The organism is Pseudomonas sp. RL_5y_Pfl2_73, assembly GCF_963970515.1.
Taxonomy (GTDB): domain Bacteria; phylum Pseudomonadota; class Gammaproteobacteria; order Pseudomonadales; family Pseudomonadaceae; genus Aquipseudomonas.
The window spans coordinates 293,680-313,576 of sequence record NZ_CAXAPD010000003.1; the positions used below are offsets into that span (position 1 = coordinate 293,680).

Genomic DNA, 19,897 nt, shown 5'->3' on the forward strand with positions numbered 1-19,897 from the left:
CGACCCACCGCTCCAGCAAGGGCATTACCACCCCCTGAGGGAGCGAGCTTGCTCGCGAGGGTGGTTTGGCTGGCAACCGCACTCATGCCGATTTCCCGAGCAGCATTTTGCGCATCGGCAGCAAGTCGCTGGGCAGGATGATCAGTGTCTGCCACACCGCCACGCCGCTGAGGCGGCAGTACATGGCCAGTAGCGCCACGGTCACGCTCAGGTAGGCGATTGAAGACGCGGCGGCGGCCCCGACGATGCCGTAGAGGGGGATCAGGATCAGGTTCAGCGCCAGGTTCAGCAGAGCGCCCACGCCCATCAGCAGCGAAACCGTGCCGGGTCGGTTCTTGCCTAGCAGATCCAGGCGCAGGATGCTCGCATAGCACAGCCCGAACAGCCCCGGCAGGAGCGCCAGCAAGGCCGGATAAGCCGGCTGGTAGGCCGCGCCAAACAAGGTGACGATCAGCCATTGGCCGATCAGTGCCATGCTCAGGCAGGCGCCGAGCATCACCGTGGCGGTCAGGCGCAGGGCCAGGGGGGTCAGGCGCTGCATGTCGCTGTCCTGTTGCAACAGGCGTTTCATCAGCGGCGTGGTGACGGCTTCCGGCACGATCAGCAGCAGTTCGGCGGCAGCGCTGGCCATGGCGTAGTGTCCCAGCGCCGTGCTGCCCAGCAGGGCACCGATGAACAGGAAGTCCGAGCGCAGCAGCACTTGCTGGAACAGCAGGTCCGGATGGCTGCGGGCGCCGTAGCGCAACAGTTCGTTCTGATGGGTGCGATCCCAGCGCAGGGTGACCACATGATCGCGGCGCAACCACACCCAACCGGCCAGCGCCACCAGACTCAGGCCCGCCAGCCAACTGATTAGCGCCGCTTCCAGGGCGGCGTCTTTCCACATCCAGAACAGCGTGACAAACAGCAGCAGCGGCGCCAGGGATTCCATCAGGCGCAAGGCATTGAAGGCACCCACGCCACCCGAGGCGTTGTGCAGTGTCAGCAGGCCGCTCTTGAGCACGGTCAACGGCACGGCCAGCAACAACAGCCAGGCGAGCAATCCCAATTGCGTGGCGATGTCCAGCTCGCCGCCGAACTCGCGCACCAGCGCCACCACCAGCAAGGTCAGTAGCCCGGCTAGCAGGCAGCCGAAGACCAGCACCTGGCTGAGCAACAGCCCCATCGAGCGTTGCTGCGCTGCCTGATAACCCACGGCAGAATTCAGGCCACCGCTGGTGGCGGCGCTGATCAGGTCCGGCAGGGTGCTGAGCAACGCAAACAACCCACGTTCGCTGGGCCCGAGAATCCGTGCCAGCAGCACATTGCGCAGCAGGCGCAGGCCGATCATCGCCAGGCGTGTGCCCATGCTCAGCGCCAAGTGCTTGAGGTAATGTGCGCGGCTCATGGGCGTGCCCCTCGGCGAATGCGCCAGGCCAGTAATTCAGGGTGATGGGCATTGAGTTGGCTGACGCCGAAACGCGGCACGTTCAACGGGTCGCCGTCGTTGCGATACAGCCCCGCCTCGGTGCCGAGGGCGAAGGCAAAACCATGGGCCGCCACCTGTTGGCGCACCCGGGCATCGTGGTCGCCGTTGGGGTAGCAATATACCGGCAAGGGTTGGGCGCAGCCGTTTTCCAGGGCGATCCAACTGCGCGTCAGCTCTTCGTGCAGGCGCTGGTCATCCAGCCCGGTCAGGATCGCGTGACTGGCGCCATGGGGGCCGAAGCGGATCAGCCCGGAATCTTCGAGCATGCGCACCTGAGGCCAGTCCAGAGCCTGGGGTTGGGAGCCCTGGGGGCAGGCTTCGCTGAGGTCGCTCAAGGTCCCAGCATCGAGGCTCTTGAGGCTTTGCAGGTAGTGCATCAGCGCCAGGCTGCGGCGCTCGTCATCGATGTCATCGAGCATCACCGGCAGCGGTCGACCAACGTGCTGCAAATGCTCGATCAACGAATGCCGCGCCACCTGGCCATGGCTGCCCCAGAGGGTTTCGCCGATGCTTTCCCACCAGAAGTGCTGGCGACTGCCGATGAAATCGGTGGAGAGGAAAATACTCGCTGGCACCTGGTATTGACGCAGCAACGGAAAGGCATTCATGGCGTTGTCGCGCCAACCGTCGTCGAAGGTCAGGGCCACCCGCGGACGGTTCGGAACGTTTTCAGGATCGGCCAGCAACAAGGTCATCAGCGGCACGCACTCGAAATGCCGTTGCAGCCAGATCAGCAAATGTTCAAACGCTTCGGGCCCCACGCACAGCTCGTTGCGATGGGGCAATTCGGCGGCGCGGTCGTTGTTCAACACGCGATGGAGCATCAGGATCACGCCGGCGCCACGCAGCGGGTGGCGGCCCAGGGACGTGTTCAGGTACAGCCAGCCGCCGGTGCGCTTGAAGACTTGTTTGATCGACATCGGCCCTTCTCCTCAGCGGTTCTGTTCGGGGTTCCACTGGCTGTAGCGCTGGCCCCGCAGGAACTGCCAGAGCCCGATGCTCATGCCCGCCAGCGTCACCAGTACGAATGCGGCCAGGCGAAAGGGCCGGGGCAAGCGGTGGCGCGCGTCCATCAAGCCGATCAGCGCCATGGCGTAACCGAGCAATTGCGCCACCAGGCTCAGGCGATAGAACGGATGCTCGTTCCACAGCCAGACGTTGCTCAGCAACAGGGGTAACAGCAGCACCGGCGCGAGGCGGCGGATCAACTTGTGGCTGATCAGCCCGATGGCATAGAGGCCGTGACGCAGCGGGTTGAGCAGTTCCCGGCGCTGGGCCAGGCTCTGCAACCCGCCAACGGTGACCCGCTGGCGCCGACGAAACTGCTTGTCGGCTTCGTCCACGCCCTGGTCGGTCACCCGGGCCAGGGGGGCGTAGACGATGGACTTGCCGGCGGCCGGCGCGCAGGTGCTGAGGAAAAAATCGTCGTTGACCTGGGCCGGTATCGGTTGAAACAACACCCGGCGCAGGGCCAACAGGGCGCCGTCGGCCGAGACCATGCAACCGGTGCGGCTCTCCACCCGCCGCAGCCAGCCTTCGTAATGGCGATACAGGCTGTCGCCCAGGCTCAGGCCCTTGCCCGGCACCGGGATTTCCATGTGCCCGGCACAGGCGCCGACTTCCGGATCGCCCAAGGGCGCCAACAGATGGCTGAGGGTGTCGCTGGCCCATTGGTTATCGGCGTCGGTAAATACCAGGATGTCGCTGCTGCTGTGGGCGACACCGGTATTGAGGGCGGCGGCCTTGCCCTGGCGCGGGAGGTCGAGCACGCTGATGCGCGGATCGATCACCTTGCGTGCGCAGGCCACTGTGTCGTCGGTGGAGCCGTCGCTGGCGAGGATGATTTGCAGCGAATGGGCCCGATAATCCTGGGTCAGCAAGCAGCGCAACTTCTCCTCGATGTGCCGCGCCTCGTTGTGGGCGGCAATGACAATGCTCACGTCCATCGGCAACGCCTTGCCATAGCGACGCCGCGGAAACAGTGGCGCCAGCAGGCTCAGCAGCAAGGGATAACCGAGGTAGGCGTACACCGGCAGCAACAGGCACGACCAGTAAATGAATTCAGCCACGGGCAGGTCTCCTGGTATTCCAATGACACAGGTTAAGCAGCAGTGCGGCGCCGGTCAGGTGCAGGCGCACCCAGTGCAAGGCCCACAATTGCAAGCTCAGGCGCGGATCACGCCGGCTCTGGCGCAGGCTCAGGAACAAGGGCGGCAGGGCGGTGACCAGCAACAGCGTCAGCGCCAGGTGCAACTGCCCCTGGAGCACCGCGAGCACTGCCAGCAGGTCCAAGCCCCAGGCGCCAACGGACAGCGCCGGGAAGCGCAGCAGGCGCAGGCTCGGGCCATGGCTGCGAAGCAATTGCAGATGACTGCCCTGACGCCACAGCTCCTTGCGCATCCACTCGCGCCAGCTGCCTTCGTAGCCCCAGTGCAGGGCGACGCTTTCGTTGACCAGCAGCAATTGCGCGTCGGTCTGGCGCAGGCGCAAGGAGAAATCCTTGTCTTCGCCGGTGCGCAGGGTTTCGTCGAAGCCACCGACCCGGTCGAACCAACGGCGGCGCATCAACAGATTGGCACTGGGCAGCCAGTGCACCCGATGCAGGAGACGTGACCCGGGACGTTGGCTGCGGCGCTGCCAGGCTTCGGCGAACCACGGCGCCTGCCGGGGCGTGTCGAGGTCCAGGCCGAGTACGTCGCCCTGGTGGCCTTCGAGCTCCAGCAACAGCTTGAGCCAGTCGGCCGGCATCTCGATGTCGGCGTCGATGAACGCCAGCCAGTCACCGCTGGCGAGCGCAGCACCGCGGTTGCGCAGGGCGCCGATGTGCACGCCTGGCACGATCAACACCCGTGCCCCCAACTCGTTGGCGATGCGCGGGCCGTGGTCGTCGGAGCCGTTGTCCACCACGATCAATTCACATCCGAGGCCTGCCTGGCGGGCGGCTTCCTGCGCGGCTTGCAGCGTACGACCGATGTGTCGGGCTTCGTTGTACATCGGGATGACAATGCTGACGCAGCTCATGGGCGAGCCTCCTGTGGCGCGGCCTGCTCGGCGTCGTAGCGCAACACACTGGTGAGGGCGAGCATGATCCACAGCAATTTGTGGTTCGGCGCACTGAGGAACATCAGAAACAACGCCAGCGAGAGGAAACTCATACCCAGGTGCGTCAGCAGGTCCGCCTGCGCCCAGTCCCGCCGATGCAACCAGCGTTGGCGGGCGCGCAGCAGGTTGTACAGGCCAAGGCCGATCATGCCGACGAACATCAGCCCGCCGGGGACGCCGATTTCGCTGAAGATTTCCAAGTAAGTGTTATGGGCCCGGCGATAAAGGTCTCCCAGCTTGCGATTGGCCGAGAATGCCTTGGCATAGCCGGTGGGGGCGTAGTGCAGGGGAAAGGTCCCGGGGCCTGAGCCGAGTATCGGATTTTCGCGGATCATCTGGCTGCCGACGATGATGTACGAGGCGCGGCGGCCCAGGGATTCATCCTGGTGGGCGCTGGCGCCGGCACTGAGGATGCTCAGCGACTGGATGCGCGCGACATAGCCGGCCGGCATCACGGCGATTGCCAAGGGAATCAGCAATGCCAGCCCAAGCATGGCGAAGCCCAAGTGCCGTGGGCGGATGCGCGGTAACTGCGCGCGGTAGTGATAGAGCCCGATCATCAGGCTGAGCATCAACACCACCAGCCCTGAGCGCGATTCGGTCTTGGTCATGCCGCCCAGCAGCAGGATGAAACAGCCGCCCCAGAACAACCGGTAAAGCAGGTTCGAGCTGCGCAGCACCAACAGCAGCGCCAGCGGTACGGTAAAGGCAATCAACAGAGCAAAGGAGTTCGGGTCTTCCAGCAGACCGGACGCACGGCCCTGATCCTGGTACCGGGTCGAAAACATCGCCAGCACGCAAGTGGTGGTGACGCTCAAGGTCACCAGGCGACAGAACAGCTCCAGGTTCAATCCACGACCGATCAGCAGGGTGATGACGAACAGGATCAGCCCCACCGTCAGCTCGCGAAAATGGGTCGTGGACAGGCCCATGTTTTCCGACAACAGCAGGCTCAGGCCATAGAGCACCATGAAACCGATCAGCGGCCGCCAGATATTGCTGCGCAGGCGCGTCCCGGGAATCTGGCGCAAGGCCAACTGCAACATCAGGATCATGATCAGCGCCAAGCCAAGGAACTTGCTGCCGGAAAAGGCGTTGTCCTTGAACAGGCCTTCGAACGGTACCAGGGCGGCAATGCCCAGCAAACCCCAGCCGGGCTTGCGGTACAGTACGGCGACACCGACCAGGCCGAGCACAGCGCCCGGTGCCAGGAACGGATAAGGGCTGGCCAGCAACGCCAGGCACACAAGGCCCAGCAGGCTGACGATCGAGAGCGGGACAATCATGAGCGAGCCTCCCGTGCCGTGCGGATGTAAAGCTGCGACCAGCGTTCGGCCAACGTGCGCAGGTCGTAGCAGTCCCGTTGGGTGCGGCGTGCGTTGTCGGCCAGGATCTGCGCCAGAGGCGGTTCGCTGAACAACGTTTCGATCTGCGCCGCCAGTTCCGCGCTGTCGGTCGGTGCTGCGAGCAGGCCGTTGTGACGGTCCTGTAGCACGTCGGGAATGCCGCCAACGCCGAACGCCACCACCGGCACGCCGGCCTGCATGGCTTCGAGCAGAATCATCGGGGTGCCTTCGGTGCGCGAGCTGATCACCAGGGCGTCGAGGCGACTCCACCAGGCGTTCATGTCGGTCTGGTAACCCGGTAATTCGATACGCGTGGGCAGTCCGGCATCGGTGATGCGCTTGAGCAGCGCCTGGCGTTCCGGGCCGTCGCCGAGCATCACCGCGTGCAGCGATGAATGCTTCTGGCACAGCGGGATCATGGCGTCGAGGAACAGGTCCGGGCCTTTCTCGCTGCTCAAGCGGCCGACGTAGCCGACCCGCCAGCGTTGTTTGTCGGCGCGATGGGCCAATGGCGTGCTGGGTGCTGGCAGGCCATTGGGGATGACATCGAGTTTTTCCGCCCGCACGCTGGCCCGGCGATGCAACGTGGCAATGCTCTCGGCCACGCAGACGACCCGCTTGACCGAGGCGGTGCGGCACAGTTGCAGGCTCAGCCAGGTATAGAAGCGCTGTTTGGGACTGCGCGGTGTGAAGCCATGTTGAGTGATCACCAGCGGCAGGCGCAGCAGCGTGGCGGCGGACCAGCCGAACAACAACCCCTTGAAGTTGTGGGTGTTGAGCAGCGGTTGCTCGTCCCGGCGCTGGCGCAGGTGCTGCAACAGCTCGGCCCAACTGGCGCAATGACGGCAATCGACCCCGGCCTGGCGAAAACGCGTGATCAAGGTCGGCGGTGCCGCCAGGAACAGCACCTGGTGCTGTCCGGGCGTTGCCAGGCAATGATCGAGCAGCATCCGCTCGGCCCCGTAGAAGCCGCCGCTGTCGAGCAGATGAATGATCGACAGGGGGCTGCTGTGGCGGGTCGGGCCGAACGGCGCGTTCAATTTCGCACCCAATGGACAAGGCTGGGCAGGCTCCAGTTACGGTGGGGGTTGATCTGGTCGGGGGACTGCTCGTTGATCACCAACAGCACCGGCACATCCAGTTGCTGGGTGATTTGCGCTGGATGCTTGAAGCGATGGTCGAAGAACTCACGTACATAGACCAGGGCAATCGCCAGCAGCAGGCCGCTGAACATGCCGAAGGCAATGATCAACATCGGCTTGGGAAAGGCCGCAGCGGTGGGTTCGAACGGTGGGCTCAGGACTCGGGCGTTGGACAGGTCGGTGTCCAGCGAGCGCGCGGTGCTGGCTTCGGCGAAGCGCTGGGCATAGGTGGAGAACGCCGCATGCAGGGCGTTGATCTCGGTGTCCATCTGCCGCAGCTTGCTCTGGGTTTCCTGGAGTTGGTGGATGCGCTCCTTGAAGGCGGCGATACGCTCGACCTTCTGATCGATCACCGAACTGACCACCGCCAGGTCGGTGGTGCGCTCCTGGATCCGGTTGTTCACTATCTTCAGGAACTGCTGGCGTGTGCGGATGATCTGCTCCCGGGCCAACAGCATCGGTTCGCTGCCGGGCTGGAAGATCGCCAGGTCATTCATGTAGCGGCTGACCTGGCTGGTCAGTTGCTCGCCCAGTTGCCTGATTTCCCGGTCTTCGAAGGCAATGTTGTCCACGGTGGTGGTGAAGGTGAACGGGAAGGTGTAGTCGTTGAACCGCGATTTGTTCGCCGCCGCAAGATTGGTCTTGAGGTAGTCGAGCCAGCGTTGGCTTTGCAGCAGGCGATCCTGGTACAGGTTCAGGGCCTGTTCTTCGGTATTGATGGCGTTCAGGCGGAAGGTGATTTCTTCCTTGGGGTCGGATGAACCGATGTTTTCAAGCAGCCCCAACCGGGTGCCTTCCAGACCGTCGAGACGGGTCTGGTATTGGGTTTTCTTCTGTTCATAGAACGTCTGCGGCAGTTCGATCGATTGCAGCTCCTGGCGGCTGCTGAGGTAGTTCTGCAGCAGTTGCGCCACGAACCGGGTGCCCTGGGCCGGGTCGCCGAAACTGTAGACGATGGAGATGACGTTGGAGCCAGGCAGGGTCTCGATCTTCAGGTTTTCGATGGCCTTGTCGGTCAGTGTATCGAGCGTTGTGTCGCGCACCGGATCGACCTCTAGCCCCAGGCCATCGCGCAGCGGGTTGATGACGTACTCGCGCAGGGGCTGGGTGATGTAGCGCTTGAGTGGTTCGCTGACCCATTTGTTGAAAATGCCGGGGCTTGGGGTGTATTCGCCCTGGTCATGCAGGGTGCTGATGGTCTGCCGGATCAACGCGGGCGAGCGCAGGATATTGCTCTCGGTTTCCATGTCCGCCAGGGACGGCGGGATGAAGGTTGCGTTCTCCTGGTTCAGCGACGTGGTGGCGTCGCCCTGGGAGAGTTTTTTCGACTGGACGATCACCTGGGCGGTGATATCGAAGCTCTGCTTGAGCATCAACGGCAGCACCAGGGCGATCACGGCGAAAATCAGGAAGACGCGCTTCACCCACTGCTTGTTGGCGAAGAAGATCCTGAAGAACTCATGCAGATAGTTTTCCTTGGGGTTCATGATCGGTCACCTGAGTTTCAGTTGTCGCTGCCTTTGTTGTCGACGCGGTAGCCGAAGCTGAACCCCACGCCCTGGAACAGCACCACGTCAGCCAGTTGCCTGGCCAGTTCACCGGCGCTGGCAAGTTTGGTCTTGGGCACGTAAAGCATGTCTTCCGGTTGCAGGTAGGCGATCTGCGAGGCGTCACCGCTCAGGGCTTTCTCCACGTCATAGTGGCGGGCTTCGACCTGGTTGCCGGTGCGCCGCATGATCACCACCGAGTCGAGCCTTGCCTTGACGTTTGTGCCCCGGGCCAGGGTCAAGGCCTCGAGGACCGAGATCGGCCGGCGGATCGGGTAGGAACCGGGCTGGGCCACTTCGCCGAGGACGTAGATCTCGTTGCCGGCGGTGGACTTGAGCAGCACATCGACGGTCATGTGGCCTGGCAATTGGGCATAGCGCTCGTTGAGGAAGGTCTCCAGTTGGGTCACGGTCATGCCCTGCAACGGCACCGCGCCGATTTCCGGGAAGCTGGCATAACCATCCCGGCCCACGATGATCTCCCGGCTCATGCCGGTGCCCGGGTGGGTCAAGGTGTTGCGCAGATGCGTCTCGCTGGACAGTGGGCTGGTCACCAGCACCGTCAATTGGTTGCGATTGGGCTGGAACAGCATTTTCTGGTCATAGGCACGTTGCACCGCCAGGCGGGCTTCGTCGGTGGTCAGACCGGCGATTTTTACCGAGGTGTTGGCCCCTGGCAGTTCGATACTGCCGTCGGGCATCACCTGTTGCGTGCCGTTGAGCTGGCTGGCGGCGGTGAAGTTCAGGGCAACCTGGTCGCCCGGCTGTACTCGATAAGCCTGGGACGAGGTCGTGTCGATGTGAAAAATCACGTCCAACACATCCTGGGGCCTCAAGGTTTGCTCGACCTTGGGCATGTCGGTGGCCTGGGCGTTGGCCGGCGCGGCCGTGAGGATCTGCACCGGCATCGATCGGGTATCGGTATTGCTGGAGCAACCGGCAAGCGGCAGCAACAGCAGGACAAGCATTCTGGCGTTCATCTCGTCATCCTTTTGCAGGCTTACAGGTTGTTGTAGAGCCACTTGGGCATGTAGTACTTGCGGCGATTGAACACGCTGCCCACCACTTTCGCGCCGGCTTGGGACAGGCGTTGGTGGGCGGCCTGGGCCACTTCCCAGCGGGTCTCTTCACCACGCACCACCAGCACCACGCCGTCTACCTGGGTGCTGAGCACCAGGGTGTCGCTGGCCGAATACACCGCGTCGGCGTCGATCACCACAAAGCGGTATTGCGCCGCCAGTTGCCTGAACAGTGGGCGCAGTCGCTCGGGGCTCAAGCGTTCGGCATTACGGCCCAAGCGCCCCTGGGGCAGCAGGTCGAAGGGCAGGCTGGACGTCTGCACCACGCAGTCCTGCAACAAGGGCGGGGCGAGGCTGTTGAACAACAGATCGGTGAAACCGCGCTCCTTGTGCAACGACAGTTGCTGGCTGAGGTTGCGCGGTGACTGGCTGGCATCCACCAGCAGTACGCGACCGCTGCTCATCTGCGCCAGTTGAGCGGCCAGCGCCATCGCGCTGGTGCTGGTGCCGGTGCCGGTGTTGGCGGCCGTCAAGAGCAGGATCCGCAGGGAAGGGTCGAGCACGGTCGAGGTCAGGTTGGTCTCGCTCGGGCTTGCTATGGTCAGGATATTGGTTGAACCGTCCATTTAACTCGCTCCGTGGCCGCTGAAAACTTTGAAGGGGGTAATCATCAGGATCTTCAAGTCCAGCCACAGGCTTTGTTCAGCGATATAGCTGAGGTCCAATTCCACACGCTGGTCGAAGTCGATATTGCTGCGCCCGGATATCTGCCAAAGGCCGGTCATGCCGGGGTAGATGCTCAGGCGCACAAGATGGTTGTCCTTGTAGCGATAGGCGTTGAACGAGGTCGGCCGCGGGCCCACCAGGCGCATGTCGCCGGTCACTACATTGATCAGGTTCGGCAGTTCGTCGAGGCTGCTGCGTCGCAGGAACCGGCCGATGGGCGTGATGCGCGGATCGTTGTCGATCTTGAAGTCGATGGCATCGGCGCCGTGTTTGTTGAGGTGGCGCAGCGACTCCTTGAGAGCCTCGGCGTCGGCGACCATGGTGCGGAACTTGTACATGCCGAAGACCCGGCCGCGATAACCGGTGCGCTTTTGCACGAACAGCACGGGGCCGGGGCTGGAAAACTTGACCAGCAGCGCCACGCTCAGCAGCAGCGGGAATAGCAGCAGCAGGATCGCCAGTGCGCCGAGGCAGGCCACTACGCGGTTGGTGCGTGAGACGGTCCAGGGCCGGCCGCCGTCGCGACCGGTCAACCAGCCACGGCCCTGGCGGTGGATGGCCGCGTCCAGGCGCCTGCGGTGATCAGGGTCGACACGCTTGTCGCGTCCCGGGGCGTTGATCTCGATGACTTGCTCATGTCGGGTCATAGACTCCTCCGCTGAACTTCAGCCGCGAACGGCGTATGGGCGATGGGTACTGCGTAGTAATCGAGGAACCACTGGATGAAACGACCCAGGCCGTCGTCCAGTTCGATACACGGCTTGAAGCCGGTGGCCCGTGCCAGGTCGCTGGCATCGGCGCAGGTGTTGAGCACATCCCCCGCTTGCAGGGGCAGCAGTTCGATGCGGGCGGTTCGTCCCAGGTGTTTTTCCAGCAGCGCGACATAGGTGCGCAGCGCCACCGGGTGCTGCCCGCCGATGTTGTAGATCCGCCAGGGCGCGCGGCTGCTGGCTGGGTCCGGTTGTGCGTGATCCAACAGTGGCGTGACCGGGGGCGCATGCTCGATCAGGCGCGCGATGCTTTCGACGATGTCGTCGATGTAGGTGAAATCGCGTTGGTGCTCGCCGTAATTGAACAGCTGCAGCACGCGGTCTTCGGCGATGGCGCGGGCAAACTGGATCGGCGACATGTCTGGCCGGCCCCAAGGGCCGTACACCGTGAAGAAGCGCAGGCCGGTGCAGGGGATGCCGAACAGGTGGCTGTAGCTGTGGGCCATCAGTTCGTTGGCTTTTTTGCTGGCCGCGTACAGTGACAGCGGATGGTCGACGTTGTCCTGAACCGAATAAGGCGTGCGCGGGTTGGCACCGTATACCGAGCTTGAGGAGGCGTAGATCAGGTGCTTGACCGGATAGCGACGGCAGCTTTCCAAAATGCTCAGGAACCCGGTGATGTTGCTGTCGACATAGGCCTGCGGGTTTTCCAGGGAGTAGCGCACGCCGGCCTGGGCGGCAAGGTGAATCACGACGTCCGGGCGCCGGGCCTGGAACAGTTCATCGATGGCGGGTGTGTCGGCCAGGTCGATCCGCGCCAGGGGAAATTCGCCGGCCTGGTCGTTTACCCAGGTCACACGGTCGTGCTTGAGCTGCGGGTCGTAGTAGTCGTTGAAATTGTCCAGCCCGCACACCCGATGGCCGTCGCGCAGCAGTCGCAGCACGACGTGGGCGCCGATGAAACCGGCCGCGCCGGTGACCAGGATGTTCACGCTTGTGGCCCTGGTGCCGGGGTGCCTGGCACGGTGTGCCGCAGCCCGATACCGCGATACAACAGCCCGGCGGCGGCCAGGTGTTCGGGGTTGTACAGATTGCGGCCATCAATGATCACCCGGGCGCGCAACTTGCTGGCCAGCAGGTCGAAGTCCACCACGCGAAAATTCTTCCATTCGGTGCAGATCACCAGGGCGTCGGCGTCTTCCAGGGTGTCGTCGCGGGTCGCACAGAGGTTCAGGTCCTTGCGATAGCCATAGAGGCGACGGCACTCGGACATGGCTTCCGGGTCATAGGCCTGGACACGTGCGCCTTCGCGCCACAGCGCCTCCATCAGATAACGGCTGGGGGCTTCGCGCATGTCATCGGTGTTGGGCTTGAACGCCAGCCCCCAGATGGCAATCGACTTACCGGCCAGGCCATCCTGGAATTGCTTCGCCAGTTTCTCGAAGAGGATGTGCCGCTGGCTGTCGTTGACGTCGGTGACGCTGCGCAGCAGGCGCAGCGGCATGCCGCTTTGTTCGGCGGTGTGCAACAAGGCCCGCAGGTCCTTGGGAAAGCACGAACCGCCAAAACCGCAACCGGGGTAGATGAAGTGATAACCGATGCGCGGGTCCGAGCCGATGCCTTTGCGCACCGCTTCGATGTCGGCGCCCAGCCGTTCGGTGAGGTTGGCCAGTTCGTTCATGAAGCTGATGCGGGTGGCGAGCATGGCATTGGCGGCGTACTTGGTCAGTTCGGCGCTGCGGTTGTCCATGAACATCAGTTTTTCGTGGTTGCGGCAAAAAGGCGCGTAGAGCTCCGTCATCTGGTCGCGAGCCAGCGGGTCGGCGGTGCCGACGATGATCCGGTCCGGGCGCATGCAATCGGCCAGGGCGCTGCCTTCCTTGAGAAACTCGGGGTTGGACACCACGCGCATGTTCAGTTGTTTCAGGCCCCGCCGCGCCAATGCCTGGCGGGCGCATTCAGCCACCTTGTCGGCCGTGCCCACCGGCACCGTGGACTTGATGACCAGCGTGCGGTCGCTGTCCATGAAGTCGGCGATTTGCCGGGTGACGGCCAGCACATGGCTCAGGTCTGCCGAGCCGTCTTCATCGGCAGGGGTACCGACGGCGATGAAAATCAGCTCGCCATGGTTGACTGCATCGCTGCCCTGGGAACTGAACGACAAGCGTCCGGCCTTGATGTTGTCTTCGAGCAAAGTGGACAGCCCGGGCTCGCTGATGGTCGGTACGGCTTGCTGCAGTTGTCGGATTTTGTTCGGGTCGATATCGATGCACAAAACGCGGTGTCCAACGTCGGCCATTGCGGCCGCCTGGATCAATCCGACATACCCCGTACCAAATACACTTACGTCCATCTTTGGCGTGCCTCGCAGACCGAATGATGTAACTCGGATGAAACTGTTTAGAGGGGTATAGCGCAGCCTCAGAAAAGCGTGTCAGCAAAATGACAGTTGTCAGTGTTGGTAATTCAAGTGATGTCGGGCATTTTGATATCAAGTCCTTGACTGCCTTAGCAAAGTGGCTGTTTTGTTGGGATTAATGGGTTTTTTACAAATCGATGAACGGTAGTAACCCATAGATTTTTACATTTCTCGACGTGGTTACGTGTCATTTTTGGGGTAACTTTTTTTTGACGCGTTGAGGGGGGAAGCATTTCTTGCGCTTTGAAAAGCGGCTGCTAACGTGCAGGAATGAAGTGCTTTTGACACGGCGATCGGGTCGAGGAAAACATGCTCCGCTACCTCAAGGAATTGCTGCTGGTTCTGTACCTGCTCAAGGGGTACGACTATTACCTCGACCGTCTGAACGCGTTGGGCCTGGGGTTCGCAACGTTGCTGTTTGGCGCCATGTTCGCGGTGCTGGTGCTGGCGCTGTGGATGAGCGCCTACATTCGCCAGACCCTGGTGAGGCATGTATTTGCCTTGGTGATGTTTGTTTCAGCGGTGTTTTTCGAGGTATACACCCGGGTCACGGACAGTTACCTGACCTATAGCCAGTTTGTTTCGCTGGTGTACTCAGGGGGATTTATCCAGGAGGCGGCCTACCAGTACCGCGAGGTGATTATCAGCGCGGTGATCAGTGGCTTGCTGCTGTTGTTCGGCATCGCGCTCAAGCCTCAAAGGTCGGTGCGGTTGCCTGGCTACCTGCCAATGGCGGCGCCCGTGCTGGGTGTGTTGTTGCTCAGTGGCGTGTTGTTCATGCGGGCGGGCGAGGGCGCGCGGGGCCTGCCGGTGATGTACACGCCGTTGGCCTATTTGAATCTGTTTGCCTACGAGTCCTTGGACAACACCGTCGGCCCTCGGGAGCCGGTCACCATGGTGCGACGATCGTCTGTGATCGAGCAGGATATCGTGCTGATCATCGACGAAAGTATTGGCGGAAATTATCTGGATATCAACGCGCCATTCGGCGTGCACACCAGCCTGAAGACGCCGCCTGAGGGCGTGGATATTTTCAACTTCGGCTATGCCGCCTCCATCGCCAATTGCAGCGCCGACACCAACGTGACCCTGCGCTATGGCGGTACGCGCGCCGACTACATACGGATCAACAGCACCCGGCCGTCGATCTGGCAATATGCTAAAAAAGCGGGGTTGCGTACCGTCTACATCGACGCCCAGCGCACCGGTGGCTACCTGCAGAACCTGATGACTGAGCTGGAAAAACAGGACATCGACGAATTCGTCCAATTCGACCAGGCCAGCGTGCGCGACCGCGACATGGCGGCTGCGGCGAAGTTGATCGAGCTGCTGGGTGACAACCAGGCCGAACTGGTGGTGATCAACAAGATGGGAGCGCATTTCCCCGTACACGACAAATACCCCGACGATTTCATGACCTACCGCCCGGCCTTGCCGCGAGGGCAGTTCCAGGACGTGGCCGACACCGGCAGCCGCGACGGCTTCAACGGCCAGAAAGATGACTGGTTGCTGTACCGCAACGCTTACCAGAACACCTTGCTGTGGAATGTCGGCGAGTTCTTCAAGCGAATCTTCCAGCAGGCCGATTTGAGCCATGCCGTGTTGATCTACACCTCCGACCACGGCCAGGACCTTCACGAGCGCGGCAACCCCGGGCTCAACACCCATTGTGGCGGTGACCCGGTGGCGGAGGAGGGGTTGGTGCCGTTGGTGGTGATCCAGGGCAGCCAATTGCACACCCTTGATTGGCGCGATGCCTGGGCCCAGAACAAGGATCGTTCGAGCCACTACAACATCTTCCCGACGCTGTTGCAGTTGATGGGTTACGACCCGGCCGGGGTTGAATCGGCCTATGGGAAATCCCTGAGCCAACCAACCGATGATGATTTCACTTTCAACTATCGCTTTAATGCGCGGTTGGGGGCGAAGCCGGCTTGGAAACACATCGACTTGGGCGACATCGTGACACCGCAGTCCGGCCAGGTTGAGATGGCGGTGGGGCATTGACTGGCGCTGAGCTCTTGTTGGTTGAGTACATATCCCTTGCTGCTAAGCGGCCGTTACCGCAGAAATGGATATACACCCCCAACCCGACGAGCGATGAGAAACCCGTGGGTGGGGACCGCCCCTCAACTCCGCTATCCTGACCCCCACGTTCTTTCATCGAGCCTTTCAATGCTTGAAGTCCGCCAAGTGCATAAAAGCTACCCCACGCCCCAAGGCCCATTGCCGGTGCTGCAAGGCATCGACCTGACGCTGATGCCCGGCAGCAGCCTGGCGCTGATGGGAGAGTCGGGCAGTGGCAAGAGCACCTTGCTGCACCTGGTCGCCGGGCTGGACAAGGTCGATGGCGGCAGCATTCGCAGTGGCAAATACCGACTCGACGGCATGAGCGAAGGCCAGCTGGCGAATTGGCGACGTACGGAAATCGGCTTGGTGTTCCAGCAGTTCAACCTCATCAGCAGCTTGTCGGTGGAGGACAACCTGGCGTTCCAGGCGCGTCTGTGCGGCCGTTATGACGCGGCTTGGCAAGCCCATCTGGTGCAGCGGCTCGGGCTTTCAGCGCTGTTGCGGCGTTATCCCGAGCAACTGTCCGGCGGCCAGCAACAGCGGGTGGCGCTGGGTCGGGCGCTGGCCTCGCGACCGCCCTTGTTGCTGGCCGATGAACCCACCGGCAGCCTCGACGAAGCCACCAGCGACGAAGTGCTGCAACTGCTGCTGGAACTGCTGGAGGGCAGCCCCACCAGCCTGCTGATGGTGACCCACAGTCCACGGGTGGCGGCTCGCCTGGCCCAGCGCGTGGTGTTGCACGGCGGGCAGTTGGCGCAAGTGGCCCAAGGGTGATGATTTTTCGCCAGACCCTCAAGGCCCTGCTCAGCCATTGGCGCCAGCACCCGGTGCAATTTTTCAGTGTGCTGACTGGCCTGTGGCTGGCCACCAGTCTGCTCACTGGCGTGCAAGCATTGAACAGTCAGGCCCGGGACAGCTACGCCCGGGCCAGCCAACTGATCGGCGGCGAACCCCAGGCCAGCCTTAGTGCACCCGGTGGCGGCACTTTCCCTCAGCAATGGTTTGTCGAACTGCGGCGCCAGGGCTGGCCGGTGTCGCCAGTGTTGCAGGCCCGGGTGGCGCTCAAGGACCACGAGGATCAGCGCCTGCAACTGATGGGCATCGACCCGGTGTCGCTGCCGCCCGGTGCCGCACTGGCGGGGCAGGCGCGGGAGATGAGCGAGGTAGTGGCGTTCTTTACCGATCCCGGTCGCACCTGGATCGCCCCGCAAACCTTGCAAGCCTTGGGGTTGATCGAGGGTGACCAACCCCAGAGCGTCGATGGGCAATCCCTACCACCGCTGCATGCCCAGGAGGACATGGCGCCGGGCGTGCTGTTGATGGACATCGGTTTTGCCCAACAGGTACTCGGGTTGCCGGAGCAACTGTCGCGGCTGCTGTTGTCCGCCACGTTCAGCGCCGCGTTGCCGGAGGCGTTCAACGGTCGCCTGCAACTCAAGCACGCCGATGAAGAAAACAACCTGTCGCGCCTGACCGAAAGTTTTCACCTGAACCTCGACGCCTTGGGGGTTTTATCCTTCGTGGTAGGGCTGTTCATCGTTCACGCGGCCATCGGCCTGGCCCTGGAGCAACGCCGCAGTCTGTTGCGAACCCTGCGCGCCTGTGGCGTCAGCGCGCGGGTGCTGGTCACCAGTCTGGCCATCGAATTGGGCGCGTTGGCCTTGCTGGGCGGGATCGCCGGGGTGCTCAGCGGCTATTGGCTGGCGAGTCTGTTGTTGCCCGATGTCGCGGCGAGCCTGCGGGGTTTGTACGGTGCCGAAGTGGCCGGGCACTTGAACCTCAGCCCGTGGTGGTGGTTCAGCGGTGTCGGCCTGAGCTGGCTCGGTGCGCTGCTGGCCGGCGCCAACAGTCTGTTACGGGCGGCGCGCCTGCCCTTGTTGACGCTGGCCAACCCCCAGGCCTGGCATCAGGCCCATGGGCGATGGCTGCGCCGCCAGGGTTGGGTGGCGACGCTGGCGGCGCTGATTGCCGCATGGGCGTTGATGTGGGGCGATAGCCTGGCCAGCGGTTTTGTCCTGATGAGCGCCTTGTTGCTGGGGGCGGCGCTGGCCTTGCCGGTATTGCTCAACAGCGCGCTGAAGCGACTGTTGCGCCGCAGCCGCTCGGTGCTCGGGCAATGGTTTCTTGCTGATTGCCGCCAGCAATTGCCGACGCTAAGCCTGGCGTTGATGGCCTTGTTGCTGGCGTTGGCGGCGAACATCGGCGCCGGCAGCATGACCGCCGGTTTCCGCCAGACTTTCAGCAACTGGCTCGAACAACGGCTGACCGCCGAGTTGTACATCAACCCGCAAACGCCGGCCCAGGCGGACGAACTGCACGCCTGGCTCAAGCAGCAACCGGCGATCACTGCCGTAGTCCCCCTTTGGCAAGTGTCGATCCCGTTGCAGGGCTGGCCGACAGAGATCCACGGCATCATCGATCACGCCCACTATCGACAGCATTGGCCGCTGCTGGAGTCGGCCGGCGACAAGCCGTGGGAGCAACTGGCCGCCGCCGACACCCTCATGCTCAGCGAACAACTGGCCCGACGCCTCAAGGTGAGTATCGGCGATCAGTTGACCCTGCCGACGCCGCAGGGGCCATGGGCACTGCGCATCGTCGGAATCTATGCCGACTACGGCAATCCCAAGGGCCATGTGCTGGTCAACGCCGAGCACTTGTTGGCGTACTGGCCGAACCTGACGCCGAACCGTTTCAACCTGCGCATCGAACCGCCCGCGATACCGGCGCTACTGACAGCCTTGCAAGGCCGGTTCAGCCTGGACGACAGCCGCATCGTCGACCAGGCCCGGCTCAAGGGCTGGTCGACCCAGGTGTTCGAACGCACCTTCGCCGCTACCGCCGCCCTCAACAGCCTGACCCTGGCGGTGGCCGGAGTGGCGTTGTTCATCAGCCTGCTGACCCAGAGCCAGAGTCGCCTCGGCCAGTTGGCGCCGCTGTGGGCGCTGGGGGTGACGCGTCGGCAGTTGATGCTGCTCAACCTCGGCCAGACCTGGCTGCTGGCACTGCTGACCTTGGTCCTGGCGTTGCCGCTGGGCATCGCCCTGGCCTGGTGCCTGGACACGGTGATCAACGTGCAGGCCTTCGGTTGGCGCCTGCCGTTGCGGGTGTTCCCGTTGCAATTGGTGCAGTTGCTGGCCCTGGCGATGCTCGCCACGCTCCTGGCATCGGCCTGGCCGCTGTATGCGTTGTACCGCACGCAACCGGCGGATTTGCTGAGGACCTTTGCCCATGAAGATTAAAGTTGGCGTGTTGCTACTGGCGTTGCTCAGTGGTTGCGATGACTCAGTGCCAACGCAAGGGGGCTTTGCCGGCCTCGGCGACCGGGCTGTTGCGTTCACGCCGGTCGTGCCTGGGCGGGTATTCAGTTTCCCCGCCGACCATGGCCCTCATGAAGGTTTTCGCATCGAGTGGTGGTACGTCACCGCCAATCTCAAGGATGCCCTGGGGCATGAGTTTGGCGTGCAATGGACGCTGTTTCGCAGCGCCTTGAATGCCGCCCCCCAGGTCAGCGGCTGGCGCAACCAGACCATCTGGCTCGGTCACGCTGCGGTTACGTCCGCCACCGTGCACCATGCCGCCGAGCGTTACGCGCGAGGCGGGACGGGCCAGGCCGGGGTGCAGACGGCGCCCTTCAGTGCCTGGATCGACGACTGGCAATTCAGTACCCAGGCTTTAGCGGCCGAGCCGTTGGCGGACATGCAATTGAAGGCGCGCGACCCACGCTTCAGCTATGCATTGCGGCTGACGTCGAGCCGGCCGTTGGTGTTGCAGGGCGATCAAGGTTTCAGCCAGAAATCCGAACAGGGGCAGGCGTCGTACTACTACAGCCAGCCGTTCTTCCAGGCCAGCGGTGAATTGGAAATCGATGGCCAGCGTTACGCGGTCAGTGGCCCGGCCTGGCTCGACCGCGAATGGAGCAGCCAGCCCCTGACCGCAAACCAGACCGGCTGGGACTGGTTTTCCCTGCATCTGGACACCGGCGAGCACCTGATGCTCTACCGCATGCGCCACAAGGACGGCGCGCCGTACCTCACGGGCACCTGGATCGACGCCCAGGGCCAAGCGCAAACCCTGCACGCCGGGCAAATCAGCCTCGTGCCCCAGGACACCGCCAAGGTCGCTGGGCGCTCGATGCCGATAGGCTGGGCCATCAAGGTCCCCAGCAAGCAACTCGACATCACCCTTCACGCACTGAATCCCAATGCCTGGATGGACCTGCGCATTCCCTATTGGGAAGGGCCGGTGCGACTGGGTGGCAGCCAGGGCGGCACCGGTTACCTGGAAATGACCGGCTACTGAGAATCGCCGGAACTCCCCGCGAACGTCGACCCTCATAGTTTATGAA

16 protein-coding genes are annotated in these 19,897 nt (G+C 62.9%); 4 read left to right on the top strand and 12 right to left on the bottom strand.

Annotated elements, in window-relative coordinates; genetic code table 11:
* Positions 1 to 82: 82 nt before the first annotated feature.
* The 12 genes from AACY42_RS04625 to AACY42_RS04680 are packed head-to-tail and all read right to left on the bottom strand — an operon-like array spanning position 83 to position 13,413.
* Positions 83 to 1,387 (bottom strand): lipopolysaccharide biosynthesis protein, encoded by a 1,305-nt coding sequence (locus tag AACY42_RS04625; RefSeq protein WP_339476990.1) that lies wholly within the window; start codon positions 1,385 to 1,387, stop codon positions 83 to 85.
* Positions 1,384 to 2,388 carry a polysaccharide deacetylase family protein gene (locus AACY42_RS04630; protein ID WP_339476993.1) on the bottom strand — a complete coding sequence of 335 codons (1,005 nt, stop codon included), beginning with the start codon at positions 2,386 to 2,388 and terminating at the stop codon, positions 1,384 to 1,386. The genes AACY42_RS04625 and AACY42_RS04630 overlap by 4 nt, the downstream gene beginning before the upstream one ends.
* Positions 2,389 to 2,400: 12 nt before the next feature.
* Positions 2,401 to 3,537 carry a glycosyltransferase gene (locus tag AACY42_RS04635; protein WP_339476995.1) on the bottom strand — a complete coding sequence of 379 codons (1,137 nt, stop codon included), beginning with the start codon at positions 3,535 to 3,537 and terminating at the stop codon, positions 2,401 to 2,403.
* Positions 3,530 to 4,489, bottom strand: a complete 960-nt coding sequence (locus AACY42_RS04640; protein WP_339476998.1) for a glycosyltransferase — start codon at positions 4,487 to 4,489, stop codon at positions 3,530 to 3,532. The genes AACY42_RS04635 and AACY42_RS04640 overlap by 8 nt, the downstream gene beginning before the upstream one ends.
* Positions 4,486 to 5,856, bottom strand: coding sequence for an O-antigen ligase family protein (locus AACY42_RS04645; RefSeq protein ID WP_339477001.1), 1,371 nt, complete (start codon positions 5,854 to 5,856; stop codon positions 4,486 to 4,488). The genes AACY42_RS04640 and AACY42_RS04645 overlap by 4 nt, the downstream gene beginning before the upstream one ends.
* Positions 5,853 to 6,956 (bottom strand): glycosyltransferase family 4 protein, encoded by a 1,104-nt coding sequence (locus AACY42_RS04650; protein WP_339477003.1) that lies wholly within the window; start codon positions 6,954 to 6,956, stop codon positions 5,853 to 5,855. Before AACY42_RS04650 ends, AACY42_RS04645 begins: the two co-directional genes overlap by 4 nt.
* Entirely contained in the window at positions 6,953 to 8,545 is a 1,593-nt protein-coding gene (locus AACY42_RS04655) for a GumC family protein (protein ID WP_339477005.1), read from the bottom strand. Before AACY42_RS04655 ends, AACY42_RS04650 begins: the two co-directional genes overlap by 4 nt.
* Positions 8,546 to 8,562: 17 nt before the next feature.
* Positions 8,563 to 9,585: a polysaccharide biosynthesis/export family protein gene (locus tag AACY42_RS04660; RefSeq protein ID WP_339477008.1), complete on the bottom strand. Its 1,023-nt coding sequence runs from the start codon at positions 9,583 to 9,585 to the stop codon at positions 8,563 to 8,565.
* Between the two features lie 20 nt (positions 9,586 to 9,605).
* Positions 9,606 to 10,250 carry a CpsD/CapB family tyrosine-protein kinase gene (locus AACY42_RS04665; protein ID WP_339477010.1) on the bottom strand — a complete coding sequence of 215 codons (645 nt, stop codon included), beginning with the start codon at positions 10,248 to 10,250 and terminating at the stop codon, positions 9,606 to 9,608.
* Positions 10,251 to 10,997: a sugar transferase gene (locus AACY42_RS04670; protein ID WP_339477013.1), complete on the bottom strand. Its 747-nt coding sequence runs from the start codon at positions 10,995 to 10,997 to the stop codon at positions 10,251 to 10,253.
* Positions 10,994 to 12,052 carry an NAD-dependent epimerase gene (locus AACY42_RS04675; RefSeq protein ID WP_339477015.1) on the bottom strand — a complete coding sequence of 353 codons (1,059 nt, stop codon included), beginning with the start codon at positions 12,050 to 12,052 and terminating at the stop codon, positions 10,994 to 10,996. Before AACY42_RS04675 ends, AACY42_RS04670 begins: the two co-directional genes overlap by 4 nt.
* Complete coding sequence (locus AACY42_RS04680) at positions 12,049 to 13,413, bottom strand: UDP-glucose dehydrogenase family protein (RefSeq protein ID WP_339477016.1); 1,365 nt, start codon at positions 13,411 to 13,413, stop codon at positions 12,049 to 12,051. Before AACY42_RS04680 ends, AACY42_RS04675 begins: the two co-directional genes overlap by 4 nt.
* 375 nt (positions 13,414 to 13,788) lie before the next feature.
* On the opposite strand from AACY42_RS04680, the gene AACY42_RS04685 reads away from it, so the two are divergent.
* The 4 genes from AACY42_RS04685 to AACY42_RS04700 all read left to right on the top strand — a co-directional run bounded on the left by AACY42_RS04685 (position 13,789) and on the right by AACY42_RS04700 (position 19,851).
* Positions 13,789 to 15,486: a sulfatase-like hydrolase/transferase gene (locus AACY42_RS04685; RefSeq protein WP_339477018.1), complete on the top strand. Its 1,698-nt coding sequence runs from the start codon at positions 13,789 to 13,791 to the stop codon at positions 15,484 to 15,486.
* 168 nt (positions 15,487 to 15,654) lie between these two features.
* Positions 15,655 to 16,323: an ABC transporter ATP-binding protein gene (locus AACY42_RS04690; protein WP_339477020.1), complete on the top strand. Its 669-nt coding sequence runs from the start codon at positions 15,655 to 15,657 to the stop codon at positions 16,321 to 16,323.
* Entirely contained in the window at positions 16,320 to 18,791 is a 2,472-nt protein-coding gene (locus AACY42_RS04695; RefSeq protein WP_339477022.1) for an ABC transporter permease, read from the top strand. Before AACY42_RS04690 ends, AACY42_RS04695 begins: the two co-directional genes overlap by 4 nt.
* Positions 18,781 to 19,851, top strand: a complete 1,071-nt coding sequence (locus AACY42_RS04700) for a lipocalin-like domain-containing protein (RefSeq protein ID WP_339477025.1) — start codon at positions 18,781 to 18,783, stop codon at positions 19,849 to 19,851. The genes AACY42_RS04695 and AACY42_RS04700 overlap by 11 nt, the downstream gene beginning before the upstream one ends.
* Positions 19,852 to 19,897 lie beyond the last annotated feature (46 nt).

What these genes read in the sequence shown, in the direction of transcription:
- AACY42_RS04625 (WP_339476990.1), bottom strand. Translation starts at nt 1,387, where the DNA reads ATGAGCCGCGCACATTACCTCAAGCACTTGGCGCTGAGCATGGGCACA.
- AACY42_RS04630 (WP_339476993.1), bottom strand. Translation starts at nt 2,388, where the DNA reads ATGTCGATCAAACAAGTCTTCAAGCGCACCGGCGGCTGGCTGTACCTG.
- AACY42_RS04640 (WP_339476998.1), bottom strand. Translation starts at nt 4,489, where the DNA reads ATGAGCTGCGTCAGCATTGTCATCCCGATGTACAACGAAGCCCGACAC.
- AACY42_RS04645 (WP_339477001.1), bottom strand. Translation starts at nt 5,856, where the DNA reads ATGATTGTCCCGCTCTCGATCGTCAGCCTGCTGGGCCTTGTGTGCCTG.
- AACY42_RS04655 (WP_339477005.1), bottom strand. Translation starts at nt 8,545, where the DNA reads ATGAACCCCAAGGAAAACTATCTGCATGAGTTCTTCAGGATCTTCTTC.
- AACY42_RS04660 (WP_339477008.1), bottom strand. Translation starts at nt 9,585, where the DNA reads ATGAACGCCAGAATGCTTGTCCTGCTGTTGCTGCCGCTTGCCGGTTGC.
- AACY42_RS04665 (WP_339477010.1), bottom strand. Translation starts at nt 10,250, where the DNA reads ATGGACGGTTCAACCAATATCCTGACCATAGCAAGCCCGAGCGAGACC.
- AACY42_RS04670 (WP_339477013.1), bottom strand. Translation starts at nt 10,997, where the DNA reads ATGACCCGACATGAGCAAGTCATCGAGATCAACGCCCCGGGACGCGAC.
- AACY42_RS04680 (WP_339477016.1), bottom strand. Translation starts at nt 13,413, where the DNA reads ATGGACGTAAGTGTATTTGGTACGGGGTATGTCGGATTGATCCAGGCG.
- AACY42_RS04685 (WP_339477018.1), top strand. Translation starts at nt 13,789, where the DNA reads ATGCTCCGCTACCTCAAGGAATTGCTGCTGGTTCTGTACCTGCTCAAG.
- AACY42_RS04690 (WP_339477020.1), top strand. Translation starts at nt 15,655, where the DNA reads ATGCTTGAAGTCCGCCAAGTGCATAAAAGCTACCCCACGCCCCAAGGC.
- AACY42_RS04700 (WP_339477025.1), top strand. Translation starts at nt 18,781, where the DNA reads ATGAAGATTAAAGTTGGCGTGTTGCTACTGGCGTTGCTCAGTGGTTGC.